Annotated in this window: 25 protein-coding genes and 1 pseudogene; 24 read left to right on the top strand and 2 right to left on the bottom strand. The window is 38.5% G+C overall.

The window, feature by feature from the left end; translation table 11 throughout:
• Positions 1-2 precede the first annotated feature (2 nt).
• The 18 genes and pseudogenes from nth (at position 3) to P6280_RS04500 (ending at position 15,753) form a co-directional block, all read left to right on the top strand.
• Positions 3-653, top strand: coding sequence for an endonuclease III (gene nth, locus P6280_RS04585; RefSeq protein WP_001871081.1), 651 nt, complete (start codon positions 3-5; stop codon positions 651-653).
• A gap of 81 nt (positions 654-734) precedes the next feature.
• Positions 735-1,107 (top strand): annotated as a pseudogene (fliN, locus tag P6280_RS04580) (flagellar motor switch protein FliN).
• Positions 1,104-1,979: a hypothetical protein gene (locus tag P6280_RS04575; protein ID WP_283237108.1), complete on the top strand. Its 876-nt coding sequence runs from the start codon at positions 1,104-1,106 to the stop codon at positions 1,977-1,979. The pseudogene fliN and the gene P6280_RS04575 overlap by 4 nt, the downstream one beginning before the upstream one ends.
• Positions 1,963-2,913 (top strand): energy transducer TonB, encoded by a 951-nt coding sequence (locus P6280_RS04570; protein WP_283237107.1) that lies wholly within the window; start codon positions 1,963-1,965, stop codon positions 2,911-2,913. Before P6280_RS04575 ends, P6280_RS04570 begins: the two co-directional genes overlap by 17 nt.
• A gap of 3 nt (positions 2,914-2,916) precedes the next feature.
• The gene (pyrC, locus tag P6280_RS04565; protein ID WP_283237106.1) at positions 2,917-3,936 is read left to right on the top strand and encodes a dihydroorotase; all 1,020 of its coding nucleotides are present in this window, start codon (positions 2,917-2,919) and stop codon (positions 3,934-3,936) included.
• Positions 3,912-5,030, top strand: a complete 1,119-nt coding sequence (locus P6280_RS04560; protein WP_283237105.1) for a 3-deoxy-d-manno-octulosonic acid hydrolase subunit 2 — start codon at positions 3,912-3,914, stop codon at positions 5,028-5,030. Before pyrC ends, P6280_RS04560 begins: the two co-directional genes overlap by 25 nt.
• Before the next feature lie 6 nt (positions 5,031-5,036).
• Complete coding sequence (locus P6280_RS04555) at positions 5,037-5,591, top strand: 3-deoxy-d-manno-octulosonic acid hydrolase subunit 1 (protein ID WP_283237104.1); 555 nt, start codon at positions 5,037-5,039, stop codon at positions 5,589-5,591.
• Positions 5,592-5,596: 5 nt separating this feature from the next.
• Complete coding sequence (locus tag P6280_RS04550; RefSeq protein ID WP_283237103.1) at positions 5,597-7,624, top strand: LTA synthase family protein; 2,028 nt, start codon at positions 5,597-5,599, stop codon at positions 7,622-7,624.
• Positions 7,625-7,704: 80 nt separating this feature from the next.
• Positions 7,705-8,577, top strand: coding sequence for a bifunctional methylenetetrahydrofolate dehydrogenase/methenyltetrahydrofolate cyclohydrolase FolD (folD, locus tag P6280_RS04545; RefSeq protein ID WP_283237460.1), 873 nt, complete (start codon positions 7,705-7,707; stop codon positions 8,575-8,577).
• Entirely contained in the window at positions 8,577-9,449 is an 873-nt protein-coding gene (lepB, locus tag P6280_RS04540; RefSeq protein ID WP_000670677.1) for a signal peptidase I, read from the top strand. Before folD ends, lepB begins: the two co-directional genes overlap by 1 nt.
• Positions 9,450-9,457: 8 nt before the next feature.
• The gene (locus P6280_RS04535; RefSeq protein WP_057112859.1) at positions 9,458-10,156 is read left to right on the top strand and encodes a site-2 protease family protein; all 699 of its coding nucleotides are present in this window, start codon (positions 9,458-9,460) and stop codon (positions 10,154-10,156) included.
• A 20-nt stretch (positions 10,157-10,176) separates the two neighbouring features.
• Positions 10,177-10,632 carry a ribose 5-phosphate isomerase B gene (gene rpiB, locus P6280_RS04530; RefSeq protein WP_001039770.1) on the top strand — a complete coding sequence of 152 codons (456 nt, stop codon included), beginning with the start codon at positions 10,177-10,179 and terminating at the stop codon, positions 10,630-10,632.
• Between the two features lie 52 nt (positions 10,633-10,684).
• Positions 10,685-11,017, top strand: coding sequence for a hypothetical protein (locus P6280_RS04525; RefSeq protein WP_000495089.1), 333 nt, complete (start codon positions 10,685-10,687; stop codon positions 11,015-11,017).
• Between the two features lie 57 nt (positions 11,018-11,074).
• A complete protein-coding gene (apt, locus tag P6280_RS04520; protein ID WP_283237102.1) occupies positions 11,075-11,614 on the top strand; it encodes an adenine phosphoribosyltransferase in 540 nt (179 codons plus the stop codon).
• 14 nt (positions 11,615-11,628) lie between these two features.
• A complete protein-coding gene (locus tag P6280_RS04515; protein ID WP_000393391.1) occupies positions 11,629-12,207 on the top strand; it encodes a DedA family protein in 579 nt (192 codons plus the stop codon).
• Between the two features lie 47 nt (positions 12,208-12,254).
• Entirely contained in the window at positions 12,255-13,745 is a 1,491-nt protein-coding gene (locus P6280_RS04510) for a leucyl aminopeptidase (protein ID WP_223887848.1), read from the top strand.
• Position 13,746: 1 nt separating this feature from the next.
• On the top strand, positions 13,747-14,847 hold the full coding sequence (gene ychF, locus P6280_RS04505; protein ID WP_000524539.1) for a redox-regulated ATPase YchF: 1,101 nt from the start codon (positions 13,747-13,749) through the stop codon (positions 14,845-14,847).
• A gap of 33 nt (positions 14,848-14,880) precedes the next feature.
• Complete coding sequence (locus P6280_RS04500; protein WP_283237101.1) at positions 14,881-15,753, top strand: radical SAM/SPASM domain-containing protein; 873 nt, start codon at positions 14,881-14,883, stop codon at positions 15,751-15,753.
• A 66-nt stretch (positions 15,754-15,819) separates the two neighbouring features.
• On the opposite strand, the gene P6280_RS04495 is transcribed toward P6280_RS04500, so the two are convergent.
• Positions 15,820-16,866 carry an AI-2E family transporter gene (locus P6280_RS04495; RefSeq protein WP_000647359.1) on the bottom strand — a complete coding sequence of 349 codons (1,047 nt, stop codon included), beginning with the start codon at positions 16,864-16,866 and terminating at the stop codon, positions 15,820-15,822.
• Positions 16,867-16,981: 115 nt separating this feature from the next.
• On the opposite strand from P6280_RS04495, the gene dapF reads away from it, so the two are divergent.
• Together dapF and P6280_RS04485 are read left to right on the top strand one after the other, a co-directional pair.
• Positions 16,982-17,803: a diaminopimelate epimerase gene (dapF, locus tag P6280_RS04490; RefSeq protein ID WP_283237100.1), complete on the top strand. Its 822-nt coding sequence runs from the start codon at positions 16,982-16,984 to the stop codon at positions 17,801-17,803.
• 90 nt (positions 17,804-17,893) lie between these two features.
• Positions 17,894-18,541: a YkgB family protein gene (locus tag P6280_RS04485; RefSeq protein ID WP_001148313.1), complete on the top strand. Its 648-nt coding sequence runs from the start codon at positions 17,894-17,896 to the stop codon at positions 18,539-18,541.
• 23 nt (positions 18,542-18,564) lie between these two features.
• On the opposite strand, the gene P6280_RS04480 is transcribed toward P6280_RS04485, so the two are convergent.
• Entirely contained in the window at positions 18,565-18,810 is a 246-nt protein-coding gene (locus tag P6280_RS04480; RefSeq protein WP_000418253.1) for a ribbon-helix-helix domain-containing protein, read from the bottom strand.
• Between the two features lie 172 nt (positions 18,811-18,982).
• On the opposite strand from P6280_RS04480, the gene P6280_RS04475 reads away from it, so the two are divergent.
• The 4 genes from P6280_RS04475 (at position 18,983) to acpP (ending at position 21,794) form a co-directional block, all read left to right on the top strand.
• Positions 18,983-20,233: a hypothetical protein gene (locus tag P6280_RS04475; RefSeq protein WP_180621311.1), complete on the top strand. Its 1,251-nt coding sequence runs from the start codon at positions 18,983-18,985 to the stop codon at positions 20,231-20,233.
• A gap of 101 nt (positions 20,234-20,334) precedes the next feature.
• A complete protein-coding gene (gene rpsU, locus P6280_RS04470; protein ID WP_001117775.1) occupies positions 20,335-20,547 on the top strand; it encodes a 30S ribosomal protein S21 in 213 nt (70 codons plus the stop codon).
• Positions 20,548-20,583: 36 nt separating this feature from the next.
• A complete protein-coding gene (fabG, locus tag P6280_RS04465) occupies positions 20,584-21,327 on the top strand; it encodes a 3-oxoacyl-ACP reductase FabG (protein ID WP_001212865.1) in 744 nt (247 codons plus the stop codon).
• Positions 21,328-21,557: 230 nt separating this feature from the next.
• Positions 21,558-21,794: an acyl carrier protein gene (acpP, locus tag P6280_RS04460; protein WP_001163091.1), complete on the top strand. Its 237-nt coding sequence runs from the start codon at positions 21,558-21,560 to the stop codon at positions 21,792-21,794.
• The last annotated feature ends 81 nt before the right edge of the window (positions 21,795-21,875 follow it).

Genomic DNA, 21,875 nt, shown 5'->3' with positions numbered 1-21,875 from the left:
AAATGGGTTTAAAACGCGCTAAAACTTACCAAAAAGCCCAACAAATCAAAGAATTGCTTTTAAAACATTACCCCAACCAAACCACCGAATTGCACCATAAAAACCCCTATGAATTGTTGGTGGCTACCATTTTAAGCGCTCAATGCACGGACGCTAGAGTGAATAAAATAACGCCCAAGTTATTTGAAAAATACCCAAGCGTGAAGGATTTAGCGCTCGCTTCTTTAGAAGAAGTTAAAGAAATCATTAAATCCGTTTCTTATTTCAACAATAAAAGCAAGCATTTAATCAGTATGGCGCAAAAAGTGGTTAGGGATTTTAAGGGCGTTATCCCCTCTACGCAAAAAGAATTAATGAGCCTGGATGGTGTGGGGCAAAAAACCGCTAATGTGGTGCTTTCAGTGTGCTTTGATGCAAATTATATAGCCGTAGATACCCATGTGTTCCGCACGACACACCGCTTAGGCTTAAGCGACGCTAACACGCCCATTAAAACCGAAGAAGAACTCAGCGATCTTTTTAAAGACAACCTATCCAAACTCCACCATGCCTTAATCTTGTTTGGCCGCTACACCTGCAAGGCTAAAAACCCCTTATGCGGCGCGTGTTTTTTAAAAGAATTTTGCGTTTCTAAGGCTAGCTTTAAAGCGTAGTGGCTTTATTTGTTATAAAATTTATAGTAAAATTAAGATTTTATAATCAAAGTTAAATCATTCTTGAAAGAGTAGAGTTTTATGACAGAAACAGAATCTAATAAGTTAAAAATAGCCGAAAAAGAGAAAGAAAAAGCTAGCAAGGAAAGAGAGCTAGAGCTTTCCACTTATTTAGAAGAACTCATTTGCGATTATAAAAACCTTTTAGACATGGAGATTGTTTTTAGCGGCAGAACTTGGCTCTACGCAAATCCCTTTGTTGCAAATTTTGCGTTTTGAAAAAGGCTCTGTGATTGACTTGCAAAAACCCGCCGGAGAGAGCGTGGATACTTTTGTGAACGGGCGGGTTATTGGTAAGGGTGAAGTGATGGTTTTTGAAAGGAATTTAGCCATTCGTTTGAATGAAATCCTTGATTCTAACGCCATTGTGTATTATCTCGCTAAAAATTCATGAGATTGTTATTCTTGTTATTGAGCGCTACTTTTATGTTATTGGCTGAAGAAAAAATACCTTTAAATGATGACGCTCCCATTAAATTAGTGCATTGGCAAAATGCATTAAAAGAAGTCCAACCTGACTCAAACGCTTCAGCAACACCACCCATAAAAGCCGTGCAAACCACGCTCACTTTTGAAACGCCTTTTAACAAAACGCCTAAAATCATGGAAGTTGAAGGGCAAAAGGTGATCGTTTTAAAAAACGCTAAATTGGATTCTAAAAAAACCATGGATTTTAAAGAAGCCTCTTTGAATGTTTTAGAAATGTTTTCCTACCAAAATGACATCTACCTTTTGTCTAAAAAAGCTAAAGTGGAATTAGAAATCCAAGCTTCAAACAGCAAGGATAAAAAACGGCTCCGCTTTCTTTTTTTGCCTAAAGGGTTTCATTTAGCCCCAAGCCATGAAGAAAAATCTCAGCATGCCAATCTTATAAGCCAAGATGAAAAAGAGCAAGCCAAAAGTCCCTTAAACACTCTAGAGTTAAAACCCCCACTGGATTTAAGCCATGCTTATAAGGCGTTAGCGGTTATTGCTGCCTTACTCTTAATATTGTATATAATCAAAAAAAAAATTGTTCCTGCACAAGGGTCTTTTTCTGCAAAAGATTTTAAATTAGAAATTAGCGTTTTGGGTCGTGTTGATGCGAACCATAAAATCATTTCCATAGAAACCAATAAGGAGCGTTACTTGGTCTTACTAAGCGATAAATACGGCCTGCTTTTAGACAAAATAAGCCCAAAAACATCTAAAGAAGAACTGATTAAAGAAGCTGAAAATAATATAAAGAATTCAAAATTAGGAAATTTATATGCTGGAAAATTCTAAACTACAACCTGCTAAGTTAGGGAAAAATTTTGACCTTGTGGATCATTCTAACAGGAATTTTTTCTTTTCTCTCATTCTATCTGTATTGTTGCACTGGTTGATTTATTTTTTATTTGAACACAGAGGGGATTTTTTTCCTTCAAAACCCAAGCTCGTTAAAGTGGATCCTGAAAATTTATTGATTTTAAAAAGAGGCCATTCACAAGATCCCAGTAAAAACACCCCAGGCGCTCCTAAACCCACGCTAGCTGGCCCCCAAAAACCCCCCACGCCCCCAACTCCGCCAACTCCGCCAACTCCGCCAAAACCTATAGAAAAGCCTAATCCTGAGCCTAAACCTAAGCCAAAACCCAAACCTGAACCCAAAAAGCCCAATCACAAACATAAGGCTCTTAAAAAAGTGGAAGAGAAAAAAGTAGTAGAGGAGAAAAAAGAAGAGAAAAAAATAGTAGAACAAAAAGTGGAGCAGAAAAAAATAGAAGAGAAAAAACCTGTCAAAAAAGAATTTGACCCCAATCAGCTTTCTTTCTTGCCTAAAGAAGTTGCGCCACCCAGACAAGAAAATAATAAAGGCTTGGATAACCAAACCAGGAGGGATATTGATGAATTGTATGGCGAAGAATTTGGAGATTTAGGCACAGCCGAAAAAGATTTCATCAGGAATAATTTAAGGGATATTGGGCGCATCACGCAAAAATATTTAGAATACCCTCAAGTGGCGGCTTATTTAGGGCAAGACGGGACGAATGCGGTAGAGTTTTACTTGCATCCTAATGGCGATATTAGCGATCTTAAAATCATCATTGGCTCTGAATATAAAATGCTTGATGACAACACCTTAAAGACCATTCAGATCGCTTATAAGGATTACCCACGCCCCAAAACTAAAACCCTCATTCGCATTAGAGTGCGTTATTACTTAGGGGGCAATTAAAAAATGGAAATCACGCTTTTTGATCCCATAGACGCCCACTTGCATGTGCGAGAAAACGCGCTTTTAAAAGCGGTGTTAAGATATTCTAGCGAGCCTTTTAGCGCTGCGGTGATCATGCCTAATCTCAGTAAGCCCTTAATCAACACTAAAACTACCCTTGAATACGAAGAAGAAATTTTAAACTATTCTTCAAATTTCAAGCCTTTAATGAGTTTGTATTTCAATGATGGCTTGACTTTAACAGAATTGCAACGCGCTCAAGAAAAAGGCGTCAGGTTTTTAAAGCTCTACCCCAAAGGCATGACCACAAACGCGCAAAACGGCACTTCGGATTTGTTGGGTGAAAAAACTTTAGAGATTTTAGAAAACGCCCAAAAATTAGGCTTTATTTTATGCATCCATGCAGAACAAGCCGGGTTTTGTTTGGATAAAGAATTTTTATGCCATAGTGTTTTAGAAACTTTCGCGCTTTCATTCCCTAAACTCAAAATCATTATAGAGCATTTGAGCGATTGGCGCAGTATCGCTTTAATTGAAAAGCATGACAACCTCTATGCGACTTTAACTTTACACCATATCAGCATGACCTTAGATGATTTGTTAGGGGGGAGCTTGAACCCGCATTGTTTTTGCAAACCTTTAATCAAAACCAAAAAAGACCAAGAAAGGCTTTTATCCCTTGCTTTAAAAGCCCACCCTAAAATCTCTTTTGGCTCTGATAGTGCCCCGCATTTTGTCTCTAAAAAGCATAGCGCTAACATCCCGGCAGGCATCTTTTCTGCCCCTATTTTGTTGCCTGCGTTGTGCGAACTTTTTGAAAAACACAACGCTTTAGAAAACTTGCAAGCCTTTATCAGCGATAACGCTAAAAAAATCTACGCGCTAGACAATTTGCCCAATAAGAAGGTGCGTTTGTCTAAAACACCCTTTATAGTCTCCACGCACACGCTTTGTTTGAATGAAAAAATCGCTATCTTAAAAGGGGGCGAAACGCTATCTTGGAACATTCAAGAAATCGCCTAAAACATACCGCCTTTTTCGTGGGGCTTTTTATCGTTTTATTTTTAATGATAATGAAGCGCCAAACCCCCCCCTATGCTTTTTTGCACAATCAAACCCTTTCAACCGAGAGCCCCCCCTATTTCACACAACTCACTATCCCTAAACCAAATGACGCTTTAAGCGTGCATGCGAGCGCTTTAATCAGCTTGCCTAACGATAACCTTTTAAGCGCTTATTTTAGCGGCACTAAAGAAGGGGCAAGGGATGTGAAAATCAGCACGAATCTTTTTGACAGCAAGATCAATCGCTGGAGCGAAGCCTTCGTTATTTTAACCAAAGAAGAGCTTTCTTATTATTCGCATGAATATATCAAAAAACTAGGTAACCCCTTGCTTTTTTTGCATGACGATAAAATTTTGTTGTTTGTCGTAGGGGTGAGCATGGGCGGGTGGGCCACTTCTAAAATCTATCAACTTGAAAGCGCTTTAGAGCCGATTCATTTTAAATTTGTGCGAAAACTCTCTTTAAGCCCTTTTTTAAACTTAAGCCATTTGATAAGGAACAAGCCTTTAAACACCACTGATGGCGGGTTTATGCTACCACTCTATCACGAATTAGCCACCCAATACCCCTTATTGTTGAAATTTGACAAACACAATAACCCAAGAGAGCTTTTAAGACCTAATGCCCTAAACCACCAGCTCCAGCCAAGCCTAACCCCCTTTAAAGACTGCGCTCTCATGGCGTTTAGAAACCATTCTTTAAAAGATAGTCTCATGCTAGAAACCTGTAAAACCCCCACCGCTTGGCAAAAACCCATGCTTACGAATTTGAAAAACTTGAATGACGCTTTGAATTTGATCAATTTAAACAAAGAATTGTATTTGATCCACAACCCTAGCGATTTATCTTTGCGTCGTAAAGAACTCTTGCTTTCTAAATTAGAAAACTCAAACTCTTTTAAAACCTTAAAAATTTTAGATAAAGCGGATGAAGTGAGTTACCCAAGCTATAGTCTTAACCCTTATTTTATAGATATTGTCTATACCTACAACCGCTCTCATATCAAACACATCCGTTTTAATATGGCTTATTTAAAATCCCTTCTCAAGTGATTAACGATGTTTATATCTTCTTCTTACACGCTGAGTTTTGCATGGCTTTTTTTAATTTTCTTTTTTTTCAAAAATAAGCCATTGGGTTTGAGGTTTTCGCTCTCTTTTATAAGCGTGATTTTAAGCAATATCGCTTTTAAAGACTCTCTATCGCTCAACGCCTTTTTAAGCAGTTTTACAGCCCCATTAAGCCCCTTTAGCTGTCTTTTGATCCTTGCTTATACGCTCTTTTCTTGCCGCCTCCTCCAAAAGCCCCCTTTAGAAACCTTGCAATCTTATAGCGTCATGCTGTTTTTCAACCTGTTGCTTTTGACAGATATTTTAGGGTTTTTACCTTTTTCAATCTATCATCATTTCATGGCTTCTCTTATTTTTAGCACGCTTTTTTGCAGCAGTTTGTTTTTGAGCAGCCCCTTATTAGGCGTGATCGCTTTAGTAGCGTTATCCAGTTCGCTTTTGATGCGTTCTAATTTTCAAATCTTAGATTCTTTATTGGATTTCCCCTTGCTTCTTTTTGTCTTTTTTAAGACTTTATATCTTGTTAAAAAAAGGTTGTATTAACGCTCATGAAATCCCTATCTTATGCCCTTTTTTCGCTCTTTTTAAAAGGTTTTTACTTCACCTTTTTTATGAGCTTGTTGTTTGTGCTTAATCGTATCGGCTTTATCCTTTATACTGGCTATTATAAGCATGCTTTAAAAAACCCTATTTTTGATGAAATCATCAAAACCCTATTCAATGGAGCAAGATACGATAATCGTGTGGTTTCAAGCTTAGCGATTTTTTTTATCATCATCGGGTTATTGGGGTTATTTGCCCCTAAACACCAAATTAAAATGCTTAATATCACGGCGTATTTTTCTATCGCTATTATCCTGTTTCTAAACATTGCAAACATTGTTTATTATGGCATTTATGGGAATGTGTTTGATGAAAATTTATTGGAATTTTTGCATGAAGACACGCTCACGATTTTAAAAATGAGCGGGGAATACCCTATTTTTTCTAGTTTTTCACTCTTTGTGATCCTTAGCGTTTTAATCTCTTTTATCTATTTCAAACTCCAAAACGCCCTTTTTAAACCTAATGTTTATCAAACCACCAAACCCCTTAAAACTTTCATTTTATTTGCGCTTTTTTCACTCACGCAAATGTTTTACATTAACGCGCAATTGAGCTTTGTTGGCGCGTCTTTAGACCTCAGCATAGAGCCAGCCAAAGATCCTTTTTTAATGAAAATCACCCCCGGGGCGTTTCGCAACCTTTATCTTTTGGCGCGCAATTACAGACAAAGCCATAACCTTAAATTCAGCGATTTTGCTAAAGAATCGCCCCTAGAAGTGGCGAAAAATTATTTCAATCTTAAAGAAAACCCCTCAAACAACCTCTATGAATTGCTAACTCAGACAAGCCGCAACAATTCCAATCAAATCATTCAACATGTTTTTTATATCGTTTCAGAGTCTTTGAGTTCATGGCATTTTGATCCAAAATTTGACTCCATAGGGCTAACGAGCGCTTTACAAGATTTGGTTAAAAAAGAGCATGCCTATATGCTTTCTGCTTTTATTGAAAATGCCCCACGGACCGTTAAAAGCCTGGATGTCCAAATCACAGGCTTGCCTTATATCAATGATAATAATTTAGTCAATTCAGGAGTGATTCTCCCTAGCTTTCCCATGGCGATTGGCAATATCATGAAAACTCTGGGTTATAGAAACAACTTTTATTATGGAGGTAGCGGGATTTGGAACAAACTAACCAGTTTCACCAAAAAACAAGGTTTTCACGCCCTTTATTTCAATAACCATCTCTTAGAATTTGCCAAAAATAAGCCCTACCCTAAGCCCATAGAGAGCAACTGGGGAGTGCATGATAATATTTTATTTGACTATATTTTAGAAAACACCAACCCCAATGAAAAAACTTTCAGCATGGTCATGACTTTAAGCAATCATGCGATCAAAAATGTGAATCTCAAAGCCTTTGGCGTGCCTTTAGAAAAAATCCAAAAATTTGTGGAAAACACCCCCAAAGCAGAAAATCTACCGGACGCTAATTCTTTAGGGCATATTTACTGGTATGACAAAGTGGTAGTCAATTTCATCCAAAAAGCCAGCCAAAAATTCCCTAACTCGCTTTTTATCATCACAGGGGATCATTTTGATCGGAGCTATGAATACGCTAAAAACGATTTATATACGATTAAATCCGTGCCGCTTATTTTGTTCGCCCCTACTTTAAAGCCTGAAAAAATCAGTCAAGTCGGATCGCATTTAGACATCGCCCCTACGATTGTTGAATTAGTCGCTCCTAAAGGTTTTCAATTTGTGAGTTTTGGAAAACCTTTATTTTCTAACAATACAACAAACCCTCCAAGCCACCCCAATTACGCGCTAGGTTATGAAGCGATCGCTACCAAAGATTATTTTTATAATCCGAGTTTGGGGTTAAGGTATTTGAATGAAAACCACAAAGAACAAAAGGATGAACAAAACGACAAAACAAAAGCTTCTCAGTTTTACCAGCAATTAGAACCCTTAAAAGCCCTCAGTTATTACTTGCTCTATCATGGGGCTAATCTTAAAGATTGACAAACTGAGTTTTTTAATTCCATTAAACGCATGATTTTTGCTACAATAATAGGATTTTAATGGATAAAGGACAAATAAGCATGCCAAATAGAGGCGTTGTTTTATTAGACGGGCAAGCGCTAGCTTATGATATAGAAAAAGATTTGAAAAATAAAATCCAGATAATAACCGCACAAACGCACAAACGCCCCAAACTGGCCGTGATTTTAGTGGGGAAAGATCCCGCTAGTATCACTTATGTCAATATGAAGATCAAAGCATGCGAAAGAGTGGGCATGGATTTTGACTTAAAAACCCTCCAAGAGAATATTACTGAGGCCAAATTGCTGTCCTTGATTAAAGATTACAATACCGATCAAAACATTTCAGGCGTTTTAGTCCAGCTCCCCCTACCCAGACACATTGACACTAAAATGGTTTTAGAAACCATTGACCCGAGTAAAGATGTGGATGGTTTCCACCCCCTTAATATCGGCAAGCTCTGCACTCAAAAAGAATCGTTTCTGCCAGCTACCCCTATGGGCGTGATGCGTCTTTTAGAGCATTATCATATTGAAATCAAGGGCAAGGATGTAGCGATTATTGGGGCGAGCAATATCATTGGAAAACCTTTAAGCATGCTCATGTTAAACGCTGGGGCTAGCGTGAGCGTGTGCCATATTTTGACTAAAGACATTAGTTTTTACACCCAAAACGCTGATATTGTCTGCGTGGGCGTGGGTAAGCCTGATTTGATTAAAGCGAGCATGTTAAAAAAAGGGGCTGTAGTGGTGGATATTGGGATCAATCATTTGAATGATGGGCGTATCGTGGGCGATGTGGATTTTAACAACGCGCAAAAAGTCGCCGGTTTTATCACCCCTGTGCCTAAAGGCGTGGGGCCTATGACAATTGTTTCGCTTTTAGAAAACACTCTCATCGCTTTTGAAAAACAACAAAGGAAGGGATTTTAATGAAATTTTTACGCTCTGTTTATGCATTTTGCTCCAGTTGGGTAGGGACGATTATTATTGTGCTGTTGGTTATCTTTTTTATCGCGCAAGCCTTTATCATTCCCTCTCGCTCTATGGTAGGCACGCTCTATGAGGGCGATATGCTCTTTGTCAAAAAGTTTTCTTACGGCATACCCATTCCTAAAATCCCATGGATTGAGCTTCCTGTTATGCCTGATTTTAAAAATAACGGGCATTTGATAGAGGGGGATCGCCCTAATCGTGGCGAAGTGGTGGTGTTTATCCCGCCCCATGAAAAAAAATCTTATTATGTCAAAAGGAATTTTGCCATTGGAGGCGATGAGGTGTTATTCACTAATGAGGGGCTTTATTTGCACCCTTTTGAGAGCGACATAGACAAAAATTACATTGCTAAACATTACCCTAACGCCATGACTAAAGAATTTATGGGTAAAATTTTTGTTTTAAACCCCTATAAAAGTGAGCATCCGGGTATCCATTACCAAAAAGACAATGAAACCTTCCACTTAATGGAGCAGTTGGCCACTCAAGGCGCAGAAGCTAATATCAGCATGCAACTCATTCAAATGGAGGGCGAAAAGGTGTTTTACAAGAAAATCAATAACGATGAATTTTTCATGATCGGCGATAACAGAGATAATTCTAGCGACTCGCGCTTTTGGGGTAGTGTAGCTTATAAAAACATCGTGGGTTCGCCATGGATTGTTTATTTCAGTTTGAGTTTAAAAAATAGCCTGGAAATGGATGCAGAAAATAACCCCAAAAAACGCTATCTGGTGCGTTGGGAGCGCATGTTTAAAAGCGTTGAAGGCTTAGAAAAAATCATTAAAAAAGAAAAAGCAACGCCTTAAGGTTTTTTGTGCAATTTTTTGATTTCTCTTTAGAAAGTTTTATCGCCACCTTAATGAAGATCCTAGCCCTTTTAATCGCTATCATAGGGCATGAGATCATGCATGGCTTGAGCGCGTTTTTATTTGGGGACAGGAGCGCTAAAGATGCTAATCGTTTGAGTTTAAACCCTATTAGGCATTTAGACATGATGGGATCGGTGCTTTTGCCGGCTTTATTACTCATTTTTCAAGCCCCCTTTTTGTTTGGGTGGGCCAAACCCGTGCCAGTGGATATGCGCTATATTGTTTCTCAAAAAGGCTCTCTGGCATGCGTAGTGGTGAGTTTAGCCGGGGTGGCTTATAATTTCATCCTAGCCGTTCTGCTCGCTTTTATCACGCATTTGAGCTTCCAAGAACCATGGATCAACGCTTTAAGCATCAATGAATTGAACCTTTATCAGCTCGCTTTAGTAACCTTTCTCATTCAAGGCATTCTTTATAATCTTGTCTTAGGCGTTTTCAATAGCCTCCCTATCCCGCCCTTAGACGGCTCCAAAGCGTTAGGCTTTTTAGCGTTGCATTTTAAAAGCGCGTTTTTATTGGAATGGTTTTCTAAAATGGAACGCTACGGCTTCTTGGTAGTGTTTATCTTTTTGTTTATCCCCCCTTTATCGGAGTTTTTTATCCATGCGCCCACAAGATTTTTATTTTCCTTACTCCTTTCTTAATCTTTCATCAAGGAGAGTTTATGAATAAGCCCTTAAAGCCTTCTCAAATTTTTATAGGGAGCGATCATGCAGGGTTGCATCTTGCAGAGTTTGTCCAACATTTTTTAGAAGACAAGGATTTTAAGATCCAAGCTTTTTTACCCACTATGAGAGTGGATTACCCTGATTACGCCAAATTAGTGTGCCAAAAGGTCTTAGAAAACCCACAAAGCTATGGCATTTTAGTGTGCGCTACAGGGATAGGCATGAGCATGGGCGCTAATCGTTTTAAGGGTATTAGAGCCGCCTTGTGCCTTGATGCTTACATGGCTAAAATGACTCGCTTGCACAATAACGCTAATGTCTTGTGCTTGGGCGAAAAGATTAGCGGTATTGGCGTGGTGGGAAGCATTTTAGAAGCGTTTTTCTCTACAGAATTTGAACAAGGCCGTCATGTGTTGCGCATCCAAAAACTAGATGAATCGCTGAAATCATAAACCTAATGTAGTATAATTACATCGTTTCATTAAAAAGGATATTTTAATAGGCATGTTCACCCAATGGTTTATCATCACTATCGCTATTGTTTTTATCCTTTATATGGGTGTGCGCACTTTCTTTTTTAAAACCGTGGCTAAACGGCAAGAACGCACCAACGCATCCATGAAGCTCACCTTACAAGAAGCTGAAATTTTGATCCAAAAACACCAGTTGCAACTCCAAAGGGCTTTAGGCAATATTGACATTCTTACCCAAGAAATGAGCTCGTTAAAAACAGAACTAAAAGCCCTTAAACAGCGCAACTCTGAATACAAAGGCGAATCGGATAAATATAAAAATCGTATTAAAGAATTGGAGCAAAAAATAGAAGCTCTCCTTTAAAAACGCTATAATAAATCAAAATTCTACAACCAATCAGTGATATTAAAGGATATTAAAATGAATGAAACGCTCAAAGAAGAACTTTTACAAAGCATCAGAGAAGTGAAAGATTACCCTAAAAAAGGGATTTTATTCAAAGACATTACCACGCTACTCAACTACCCTAAACTCTTTAACAAACTCATTGACGCGCTCAAAAAACGCTATCTCGCTCTCAATATAGACTTTATCGTGGGCATTGAAGCTAGGGGGTTTATTTTAGGCTCTGCTCTCGCTTATGCGCTTGGGGTGGGTTTTGTGCCTGTGAGGAAAAAGGGCAAACTCCCCGCGCACACCCTATCTCAAAGCTACAGCCTAGAATACGGGAGCGACAGCATAGAAATCCACTCTGACGCTTTTAGGGAGGTTAAAGGGGTAAGGGTGGTGTTAATTGATGATCTATTAGCCACTGGAGGCACAGCTTTAGCGAGCCTTGAGCTTATCAAAGCCCTACAAGCCGAATGCATAGAAGCATGCTTTTTGATAGGGTTAAAAGGATTACCGGGTATCCAACTTTTAGAAGAGCGAGTGAAAACTTTTTGTTTGTTAGAGTGCTAGAATAAGGGTGAATTTTGGAAGAATACATCATTGACTTATGGCATCAGCATGCAGCGACTTGGGGGTATCTCATTTTATTTGGGTGGAGCATTTTAGAAGGCGAAATTGGGTTAATTCTAGCAGGGATTGCCAGCTATACCGGTCATATGCATTTAGGGTTAGCCATTTTAGTCGCAGGGATTGGGGGTTTTGTGGGGGATCAGATCTATTTTTACATCGGCCGCACCAATAAAGCTTACATCCAAAAAAAGCTAGAAAAACAACGCCGAAAACTAGCCCTAGCCCATTTATTGTTGCAAAAACACGGCTGGTTTATCATTTTTATCCAACGCTACATGTATGGCATGCGCACCATCATTCCCATTAGCATAGGCCTCACGCGCTATAGCGCTTTAAAATTCGCTATCATCAATCTCATTAGCGCGATGGTGTGGGCGAGCATTACCATTATTTTGGCGTGGTATTTGGGAGAAGAATTATTGCATGCGTTAGGGTGGCTTAAAAAACACCCTTATGCGCTAATATTACTATTAGTATCTTTCTTGGCGTTGGTGCTATGGTATTTCCAATACTATAGTAAGAAAAACCGCTAGATTTCAATACAATTCTTGGAAGATATGAAATGAAAAAAGGAGACTTTATGTTAAAAATCAAATTAGAAAAAACCACTTTTGAAAACGCAAAAGCTGAATGCAGTTTAGTTTTTATTATCAATAAGGATTTTGATCACGCTTGGGTCAAAAATAAAAAATTGCTAGAAACCTTTAAATACGAAGGCGAAGGCGTATTTTTAGACCAAGAAAATAAAATCTTGTATGTGGGCGTTAAAGAAGACGATGTGCATTTATTAAGAGAGAGTGCATGTTTAGCCGTTCGTGCCCTTAAAAAACTCGCTTTTAAAAGCGTTAAAGTGGGGGTTTATACTTGCGGAGTGCATTCTAAAGATAATGCGCTTTTAGAAAACTTGAAAGCGTTGTTTTTGGGCTTGAAATTAGGCTTGTATGAATACGACACTTTTAAATCCAATAAAAAAGAAAGCGTTTTAGAAGAAGCGGTTGTCGCTTTAGAATTGCACAAACCTTGCGAAAAAACTTGTGCGAATTCTTTAGAAAAGAGTGCTAAAGAGGCTTTAAAATACGCTGAAATCATGACAGAAAGCTTGAATATCGTTAGGGATCTAGTCAATACCCCCCCTATGATTGCCACCCCGGTTTATATGGCTGAAGTGGCACAAAAAGTGGCTAAAGAAAACCATTTAGAAATCCATGTCTATGATGAAAAATTTTTAGAAGAAAAGAAAATGAACGCCTTTTTAGCGGTTAATAAAGCCTCTCTTGGCGTCAATCCTCCCCGCTTGATCCATCTAGTCTATAAGCCCAAAAAAGCGAAGAAAAAAATCGCTTTAGTGGGTAAGGGCTTGACTTATGATTGCGGGGGTTTGAGCTTGAAACCGGCCGATTACATGGTTACCATGAAAGCGGATAAAGGCGGTGGCTCTGCGGTGATTGGGCTTTTAAACGCATTAGCCAAACTGGGCGTGGAAGCTGAAGTGCATGGCATTATTGGGGCTACAGAAAACATGATAGGTCCGGCCGCTTATAAACCAGATGATATTTTGATCTCCAAAGAAGGCAAGAGCATAGAGGTCCGTAATACCGACGCTGAAGGGCGTTTGGTTTTAGCGGATTGTTTGAGCTACGCTCAAGACTTAAGCCCTGATGTGATCGTGGATTTTGCGACCCTTACTGGGGCATGCGTTGTGGGCTTAGGCGAATTCACTTCAGCGATCATGGGGCATAATGAAGAGTTGAAAAACCTCTTTGAAACTTCAGGGTTAGAATCCGGCGAATTATTAGCCAAACTCCCCTTTAACCGCCATTTAAAGAAATTGATCGAATCTAAAATCGCTGATGTGTGCAATATTTCTTCTTCACGCTATGGCGGTGCGATCACAGCGGGCTTGTTTTTAAATGAATTTATCAGAGATGAATTTAAGGATAAGTGGCTACACATTGACATTGCAGGTCCTGCTTATGTGGAAAAAGAATGGGATGTGAATAGCTTTGGAGCGAGTGGGGCTGGGGTTAGAGCATGCACAGCTTTTGTGGAAGAATTTTTGAAAAAGGCTTGAAATGGGCTTGTCTGTAGGCATTGTGGGTTTGCCTAATGTGGGCAAATCCAGCACCTTTAACGCACTCACTAAAACCCAAAACGCAGAGAGCGCGAACTACCCTTTTTGCACCATTGAACCCAATAAAGCCATCGTGAATGTGCCTGATAGGCGGCTTGATGCGTTGGCTCAAATCGTAAAGCCTGAACGCATTTTGCATTCCGTGGTGGAATTTGTGGATATTGCCGGATTGATTAAGGGAGCGAGCAAGGGAGAGGGTTTAGGCAATCAATTTTTAGCCAATATCAAGGAATGCGAAGTGATCTTGCAAGTGGTGCGCTGTTTTGAAGATGACAATATCACGCATGTGAACGATAAAATTGACCCCCTAAATGATATAGAGATCATTGAATTGGAGTTGATTTTAGCGGATATTGCCACTTTAGACAAAAGGATCGATCGCTTGCAAAAAGCCCTAAAAAGCTCAAAAGACGCTAAAAATCTTTTAGAATGCGCTTTGAGTTTAAAAACGCATTTAGAAGAATTAAAGCCGGCGAAAACTTTTCCCTTGAATGCAAGCGAAGCTTTTTTAGAATTGGATAAGGAATTGCGCTTTTTATCCCATAAAAAAATGATCTATGCCGCTAATGTGGGCGAAGAAGATTTAAACGCTCTCAATGAGCATGCTAAAAAAGTCAAAAATTATGCGAAAGCCCAAAATAGCGAGTTTGTTGCCTTGTGCGCTAAATTAGAAGAAGAAATGGTTTCTATGAGTGAAGATGAAGTCAAAGAATTTTTGCAAAGTTTAGGCGTAGAAGAAAGCGGGCTAGAAAAGACCATTCGTTTGAGTTTTAAGGAATTAGGCTTGATCAATTACTTTACCGCTGGAGTCAAGGAAGTGCGATCATGGACGATTAAAAAAGGCTCTAGCGCACCTGTGGCTGCTGGGGTGATCCATAAGGATTTTGAAAAAGGCTTTATCAGAGCTGAAACCATCAGTTATGATGATTTTATCGCTTATAAGGGCGAAGCCGGAGCGAAAGAAAAGGGAGCGTTACGCATTGAAGGTAAGGATTATATCGTTCAAGATGGCGATGTGTTGCATTTTCGCTTCAATGTTTAGTGTCTTTTCAAACAAGCGTTACTATTTTTTGAATTGACACCTAGTAAGAAACTTTTTAAAAAAGTCTATGTAGAGTTAAGCGATATTTGCGGGTTGCAATGCAGTTTTTGCCCTAACCCCAAAAATATCAGAGGTGTGATGCCTTTAGAATTGTTTGAAAAAGTTTGTAAAGAAGTGGTCTCCTTAACCCAAATTATCACCTTGCATGTCTTAGGCGATCCTTGCAAGCTCAAAAATTTAAACCACTATCTCAACACCGCTAAACGCTTTTCTTTGAAAGTGGATTTGGTTACTAGCGGGGTGTATTGGCACGATTTTGAGACGCTTTTACACAATACAATCTATCAAATCTCTATTTCTTTAGACGCAGGGCTAGACAATCGCAACAAAATCAACCAGCACCGCTACATCCAAAAAATTTTAGAATTTTGCCGCTACAAATTTAAAAAAAACAGCGAAGTGTTTTTGAATTTACGCCTTCAAGACAGCACCCTTGAAAAACACCAGAATTTGATCAAGCCTTTTTTAGAAAGCTTTGAACTTGTTTCTTTAGAGGGCTTAAAAACGCAAGGGCGCGCTCGTTTGTTTAAAAAAAGTTTTTTGAATATCCAAAAAACCTTTAAATGGCCGAATTTGAACGCCCAAAATCCTTTAGATCAAAAATCAAAGATCCCCTATTGTTACGGCTTAATCAAACAAATCGCTATTTTATCTAATGGCGTTGTCGTGCCGTGCTGCATGGACACGCAAGCTAATATCAGCCTTGGCGATTTAAACCATACGCCCCTAAAAGATGTTTTAAAGAGCCAAAAAGCTATGGCTATCAAAACCCATTTTTTAAAGGGCGAAGCGTTAGAATTTTTATGCAAAAACTGCTCCTACCCTTTGATCCGCTATAAAAAATGAAAATGGTTATTTCTATAACTCACTCTTATCATTTTTAAAAATTTCGTTGTGAGCCATAGGGCTTTATCATTCGCATGCTTTTTGATCGTTTTGGATAAAGTAATTTTCATACAATCGCAGCAGTGCAATAAAAAACGCCGTGATAGTAGGCCCTACAATAATCCCCCAAAAACCAAATTGTGAAATCCCAGCAATCATGGAAAAGAAAATCAGCATTTCATTGATTTTAAGGGTGGTTTTAAAGATTCTTTTTTTGATGAAGACGATTAAAATTGGCTTGATCACGCTATCAATCAGCACACTAATCAATAAAATGGAATACAAAGCGATAAAAATAGCTTCATTCACATTCCCATGATAAAGCTCATAAATCGCTATAGGGATCCAAATCAAAGCCCCCCCAACAGCCGGCACCAAAGACGCCAGGCCGTATAAAATCCCTAAAGACCAGCCGTCATGCCCAAACCATACGATCATCAACCCAAACGCCACGCCCTCTAAAATAACCGTGATGAGAGAAGTTAAAAGCACGATGCGTAAAATCCCAGCCACTTCTTCAAAAATCTTTTTGCTTTGATTCATTCCAAGAGGCAAGACTCCCAAAAAATAACGATAAAATCTCTCCCCATAGTAAAAAAAGAAAAACAACAGCCCCAAAATAAACAAGGCGTCTGTAATGAGCTTCAAGCTGTATTTTCCCACATAGCTGCTTATTTTCAACAAATAGCCCGTGATTGAAGCGGCGCTAAAATTTTCTAAAAACTTGCTCGCTCCATCATGAATGGTAGGAAAATGCGATAAATTCTCGGTGATTGTCCCTTTAAGCCATTTAATTAGGGCTGAAAATTTTTCAAAATTGATTTCAAAAATGATATTAGAACTTTTATAAACAATAAAATACAACGGCACGATCAAAACGCTCGCTAAAACCAAAACGCACAAAAACGAACTGATCAAATTCAAAAAGCGCTTATCTAAAAAAACTTTCACTTGAAAAAACCCCACGCACAAAAGCCCAGCGATCAATGCATCCATTAAAAAATCTTGATACAAATAGATCATCCAATAAAAACCAATCAAAAAAAGAATCCAAAAGAAATACTGAGCTTTCATAAAATTATCCCCATTAAACTGAACCAAAAGTTATCAAATGTTAGCTAAAAAACGCTCTTTTAAGGATAAAAAATCTCTTTTAACTTATAATTAAAATCAAAAAGGCTTGAATTAGATGGTGTTTTACAAATATTCAGGGAGCGGGAATGATTTTTTAATCGTTCAAAGTTTCAAAAAAAAAGATTTTTCAAATTTAGCCAAACAGGTGTGTAATAGGCATGAGGGTTTTGGGGCTGATGGGCTTGTAGTCGTCTTACCGAGTAAGGATTATGACTACGAATGGGATTTTTACAATTCAGATGGCTCTAAAGCTGGAATGTGCGGGAATGCGAGCCGTTGCGTGGGGTTATTTGCCTACCAACATGCCATAGCCTCTAAAAACCATGTTTTTTTAGCCGGAAAAAGAGAGATTTCTATTTGCATAGAAGAACCCAATATCATAGAGAGCAATCTTGGTAACTACAAAATCCTAGATGTGATCCCTGCTTTAAGATGCGAAAAATTTTTCACCAATAACAGCGTTTTAGAAAATATCCCCACTTTCTATCTCATAGATACAGGAGTGCCGCATTTAGTGGGATTTGTGAAAAATAAAGAGTGGTTAAATTCCCTTAACACGCTGGAATTAAGGGCTTTAAGGCATGTGTTTAACGCTAATATTAACATCGCTTTTATAGAAAATAAAGAGACGATTTTTTTACAAACTTATGAAAGAGGGGTTGAAGATTTCACGCTAGCTTGCGGGACGGGCATGGCGGCGGTTTTTATCGCCGCGCGCATTTTTTATAACACGCCTAAAAAAGCCGCTCTCATCCCTAAAAGCAACGAATCTTTAGAACTTTCTTTAAAAAATGATGAAATTTTTTATAAAGGCACGGTGCGTTATATTGGCATGAGTGTTTTGGGCATGAGTGTTTTTGATCGTTATTTCTTGTAATAGTAATGATTTTGTCGCAATTAAACATAATGCGCTATCATTTGCGAGTTGTTTTTAGCAATATAAAAAATATCCTAAAGGAATAAAACCATGCAAGCGTTAAAATCATTGCTTGAAGTGATTACAAAACTCCAGAATCTAGGCGGCTATTTGATGCATATAGCTATTTTTATCATTTTTATTTGGATTGGAGGGCTTAAGTTTGTGCCGTATGAAGCCGAAGGGATCGCTCCTTTTGTGGCTAACTCCCCTTTCTTTTCTTTCATGTATCAATTTGAAAAACCCGCATACAAACAGCACAAAATGTCTGAATCCCAGTCCATGCAAGAAGAAATGCAAGATGACCCTAAAATCGTTGAAAACAAAGAATGGCATAAAGAAAACCGCACTTATTTAGTGGCTGAAGGTTTAGGGATCACAATTATGATCTTAGGTATTTTGGTGCTTTTAGGGCTTTGGATGCCTTTAATGGGCGTGATTGGGGGCTTGCTTGTCGCTGGAATGACGATCACAACCCTATCTTTTTTATTCACAACGCCAGAAGTGTTTGTCAATCAGCATTTCCCATGGCTTTCTGGGGCTGGAAGGTTAGTGGTTAAAGACTTGGCGTTATTTGCTGGAGGCTTGTTTGTGGCCGGGTTTGATGCGAAACGCTATTTAGAGGGGAAAGGGTTTTGTTTGATGGATCGCTCATCAGTAGGGATTAAAACTAAATGCTCTAGTGGGTGTTGCTCTTAAAGAGCGAACGCCTTAAAGTAGGCTTAAAGCCTACTAGAAGAATCATAATTGATAGAAGAATCTTGGTTAACGCCTTTTTTGTAAATGATTGTTTTTAAAATGTGGCGTTTGACAAAAGAATTAACGCTTTCTACTTCTTCATCAGCCAATCGTCTTAAAACATCATGCTCGTCTTTAGAGAGATAAAAAGTCACTGAAAAATTGCGTTTCAACTCATCTACAGCGACACGCTTACGACCGGGCTTTATATTTTTATTTTCTAATTCCATTAAAATTTCCTTTTTTAGTTAGTGTGTAGTAATATCATAACGGCTATTCTAACATGAAATATACGCCATTTTATATTAAATCTAAAGAAAAATATTTTTAGATGTGCTAGAATACCCATTTGTTACAAGATAAGCTTTTTTATCAAAAATAATGATGGCATAGGGGCAACAAGTGGCAATAAACACCTTTTTAAAACATTCTTTTCTGGTCTGTTTGTTAGCGGTTAATTCTTACGCTTTTGATTGGAACATTTTTAAATACAATCTGGGTTTCAATATGTTTATCATGGACCATGAAGGCTCAACGCCTTATTGGGTCAATACTAACACCAATCTTAAAACCCGTTTGACTCCAAATTTTGGGATCCAATTTTATACAAAAGGTGTGGAGCAAAGCCTTACTGTGGGGGCGTATTTTTTTCAAAACTTCCATAACTACAGCACTAATTTTCCCTACCGCTGGGGGCCTACTATGTATTATAAGGCTAGGGGGAAGCGTTTTACTTTTTATGGAGGGATTTTTCCTAGGAAAAATCTCTTAGGAAGGTATGGTTTGAATATTTTTGCCCCTTATTATTGGTTTATAGATCCAAACGCTAGAGGGTTTTTATTGCAATTTCAAAACCATTATTCGCCTTCAAAACCCTATTATGGGCATGCGGAGTTCATGCTAGATTGGTTTGGAGGCAATTGTTACAACACTTGCAAATTCGGGAGAAACCCTTATGGGAACGCAATGGACAGGTTTCAAATGAACGGCTCTGTTGCTTATAATTTCTTTAAGGATTTATTGGGTATTGGAGGGTATTTTGTCTTGTTCCATAACGAAGACAAATACCTTTTGAATGGGGCTGATGGCATGCAGTTTAATGAAAAAAAAGCGATTGACAATAATAATATTTATCTTATGGATCGCCTCTACTTTAACGCTTACATAGGGACAAGCCTTTTAGACATCGCCCCCTTTATGGAAAAACTCAACGCCAGTTTTGGTATGGTTTCTGAATCAAGCCGATTAAGGCAAATTCACAACAATGTGCCTTTTATGAATAGCGTTGGGGGACAATTGGATGTGGAGATCCAATACAAAGGCTTTGGCATACACAATTTATTTTTCTTCGCCAAGACCCCAGAAATGCCTTTTTATAACCAATACCAGTATATTGAAATGTATTGCACGCCTTCGTATTGCCCCACGCCTATTTATCGTGGCGTGCCATTCTTTCAAGCCAATATGTATAATCGTTTTGATTTGTATTACAATTGGAAAAACGACTTCGCATCGGTTCGCATCAACTTCGTGCTTAATGCGATGCGTGGGGGCTTTGATAGGAGCTTGCCTTGGTCAGAATCTTACCAAGTGTATATGACGGTTGCCTTTGATCCTTATAACCTTATTAACAAAATTGCTAGAAAAAAATAAAAATTCTTGACAACCAGTTAATTCGTCTTATATAATGCTATTTCATTTGTAGCCATTGTTTGAGCAATGATTTTAAGCTATGGAAAAGAGGTGATAGCAGTATGCCAGGGATTAAGGTTAGAGAAGGCGATGCGTTTGATGAAGCTTATAGGAGATTCAAAAAGCAAACCGATCGCAATTTGGTGGTAACAGAATGCCGTGCAAGGAGATTCTTTGAGTCTAAGACTGAAAAACGCAAAAAACAAAAAATCAGTGCTAAAAAGAAGATTTTAAAGCGTCTTTATATGTTAAGGCGTTATGAGTCAAGACTATAATAAGCTTTGAGAAAAATTTAAAAATTAAGGATAATCATGCGATTCACAGGGAAAAATGTTCTCATTACTGGGGCTTCTAAAGGCATTGGGGCTGAAATTGCTAGAACTCTCGCTTCTATGGGGCTGAAAGTTTGGATCAATTACCGCAGTAATGCTGAAGTGGCTGACGCTTTGAAAAATGAGCTTGAAGAAAAAGGCTATAAGGCAGCTGTCATTAAATTTGATGCGGCTTCTGAAAGCGGTTTTATTGAAGCGATACAAACCATTGTCCAAAGCGATGGGGGTTTGTCTTACTTGGTAAATAACGCTGGTGTGGTGCGCGATAAATTAGCGATCAAAATGAAAACAGAAGATTTTCACCATGTCATAGACAATAACCTCACTTCAGCGTTTATAGGTTGCAGAGAAGCCCTAAAAATCATGAGCAAAAGCCGTTTTGGGAGCGTAGTCAATATCGCGTCTATCATTGGTGAAAGAGGCAATATGGGGCAGACAAACTACTCAGCGAGTAAGGGGGGGATGATTGCGATGAGCAAGTCCTTTGCTTATGAGGGAGCTTTAAGGAATATTCGTTTCAACTCTGTAACGCCCGGTTTTATAGAAACCGACATGAACGCCAATTTGAAAGATGAACTCAAAGCGGATTATGTTAAAAATATTCCCTTAAACAGGCTAGGGTCTGCTAAAGAAGTGGCAGAAGCGGTAGCGTTTCTTTTGAGTGATCACTCTAGTTACATCACTGGAGAGACTCTCAAAGTCAATGGCGGGCTTTATATGTAGTCCTAAACAAAGGGTTCTTTTAGCGATAAAAGTTTGTAAGTAGCAAAAATCATGCTAACATTATGAGGTTATTCTAAAACAAAGAGGTTATTATCAAATGGGGATTATTTACTTAATATTGTTTCTCATTGTAATTTATTTGTTGTATAGGATTTTAGATGTTTTGGAGCAAAAATAAACGCTCCAATGATGGTTGATTTAATTTTTACAAAAACAAGGGAGTTTTAATTATGGCTTTATTTGAAGATATTCAGGCAGTTATTGCTGAGCAGTTGAATGTGGATGCGGCGCAAGTTACGCCAGAGGCGGAATTTGTGAAGGATTTGGGTGCGGACTCTTTAGATGTCGTGGAATTAATCATGGCGTTAGAAGAAAAGTTTGGCATTGAAATTCCTGATGAGCAAGCGGAAAAAATCGTCAATGTGGGCGATGTGGTGAAGTATATTGAGGATAATAAACTAGCTTAATCTTTTTAATTTGGAGCGTTTGTCTCCAGGTTTTACCTAAAAATTTGGCTTTAGCTAAGTTTTATCCCAACAGCACGAAAA

Source organism: Helicobacter sp. 219-2, assembly GCF_030053225.1.
Lineage (GTDB): Bacteria > Campylobacterota > Campylobacteria > Campylobacterales > Helicobacteraceae > Helicobacter > Helicobacter pylori_C.
This window is presented reverse-complemented; position numbering and strand designations above follow the sequence as displayed.